This window comes from Mesorhizobium sp. M7A.F.Ca.MR.362.00.0.0 (assembly GCF_004023175.1).
In the GTDB taxonomy this organism is placed as follows: Bacteria; Pseudomonadota; Alphaproteobacteria; order Rhizobiales; family Rhizobiaceae; genus Mesorhizobium.
This window is the reverse complement of the sequence record NZ_RZTF01000698.1, coordinates 1-1,625: the sequence shown is the minus strand read 5'-3', so window position 1 is coordinate 1,625 and position 1,625 is coordinate 1. Positions and strand designations below refer to the sequence as shown.

At 59.6% G+C, this 1,625-nt stretch carries 1 protein-coding gene; it reads right to left on the bottom strand.

Annotation, left to right across the window (positions count from 1 at the left end; genetic code table 11):
• Positions 1-87: 87 nt before the first annotated feature.
• Entirely contained in the window at positions 88-1,353 is a 1,266-nt protein-coding gene (gene rho / locus EOC06_RS36925; RefSeq protein WP_013528732.1) for a transcription termination factor Rho, read from the bottom strand.
• Positions 1,354-1,625: the final 272 nt, after the last annotated feature.

Genomic DNA, 1,625 nt, shown 5'->3' with positions numbered 1-1,625 from the left:
TTCTCCCCGTCACTATACGGGGAGAAGGTGCCGGCAGGCGGATGAGGGGCAGCGCAAGCAGTTGCCCGTTGGCCCTCGCCAGTCCTCTTACGTGTTCATCGAATCGAAGAAATCCGCATTGGTCTTGGTCTGCTTGAGCTTGTCGATCAGGAACTCGATTGCGTCGGTGGTTCCCATCGGCGCCAGGATGCGGCGCAGCACGAAGATCTTCTGCAGATCCTGCTTGGAAACCAGCAGGTCTTCCTTGCGGGTGCCAGACTTCAGGATGTCCATGGCCGGATAGATGCGCTTGTCGGCCACCTTGCGGTCGAGCTGGATTTCGCAGTTGCCGGTGCCCTTGAACTCTTCGAAGATGACTTCGTCCATGCGGCTGCCGGTATCGATCAGCGCGGTGGCGATGATGGTCAGCGAGCCGCCTTCCTCGATGTTGCGGGCGGCGCCGAAGAAGCGCTTCGGCCGCTGCAGGGCGTTGGCGTCGACACCGCCGGTCAGCACCTTGCCGGATGACGGCACGACGGTGTTGTAGGCGCGGCCGAGACGGGTGATCGAATCGAGCAGGATGACGACGTCGCGGCCATGTTCGACCAGGCGCTTGGCCTTCTCGATGACCATTTCGGCGACCTGCACGTGGCGCACTGCCGGCTCGTCGAAGGTCGAGGAGATCACCTCGCCCTTCACCGAGCGCTGCATGTCGGTCACTTCTTCCGGCCGCTCGTCGATCAGAAGCACGATCAGATAGCATTCCGGATGGTTGGCGGTGATCGAGTGGGCGATGTTCTGCATCAGAACCGTCTTGCCGGTACGCGGCTGCGCGTTGATCAAGGCGCGCTGTCCCTTGCCGATCGGCGCGACCAGGTCGATCACGCGGGCCGAGATGTCCTTGGTGGTCACATTCTCGATTTCCATCTTCAGCCGCTTGGTCGGATAGAGCGGCGTCAGATTGTCGAAGTGGATCTTGTGACGGATCTTCTCGGGATCGTCGAAATTGATGGTGTTGACCTTGAGCAGCGCGAAATAGCGCTCGCCCTCTTTCGGGCTGCGGATCGGCCCTTCGACCGTATCGCCGGTCTTCAGCGAAAAGCGCCGGATCTGCGACGGCGAAATATAGATGTCGTCGGGACCTGGCAGATAGTTGGCGTTGGCGGAGCGCAGGAAGCCGAAACCGTCCTGCAGCACCTCGACCACACCATCACCGATGATCTCGATCTCCTGGGCGGCCAGCTTCTTCAGGATCGCAAACATCAGTTCCTGCTTGCGCATGACGCTGGCGTTTTCGACCTCGAGCGATTCGGCATAAGCGATCAGCTCTGGCGGTTTCTTGTTCTTGAACTCGGCGAGTTTCATTTCTTGCATAGACGGACCTTGAATAGATGGAGTCTGGGTAGGCTTTGGGAAAATATCGGCGGGATGCGACAAATGCCGGGCGCGGCCGAAAACAATGAGGGGCGGCGCATGACGGGAAGGAAGACCCGTCTTTTATCGTCGGTCGGGTGAAAGAGCAAGCTGCGTTTTAACAGCGGCAATTACAAGTCACAGTCGACTGGGAAGCGGTCAATCGGAGATGTCGGCGCCGCCCCTCATTGTCCTGCCGGACATTTCTCCCCGTATAGAGACGGGGAGAAAGG

Excerpts from the sequence above, each read along its gene's own strand:
- rho (WP_013528732.1), bottom strand. The coding sequence starts at position 1,353 with ATGCAAGAAATGAAACTCGCCGAGTTCAAGAACAAGAAACCGCCAGAG.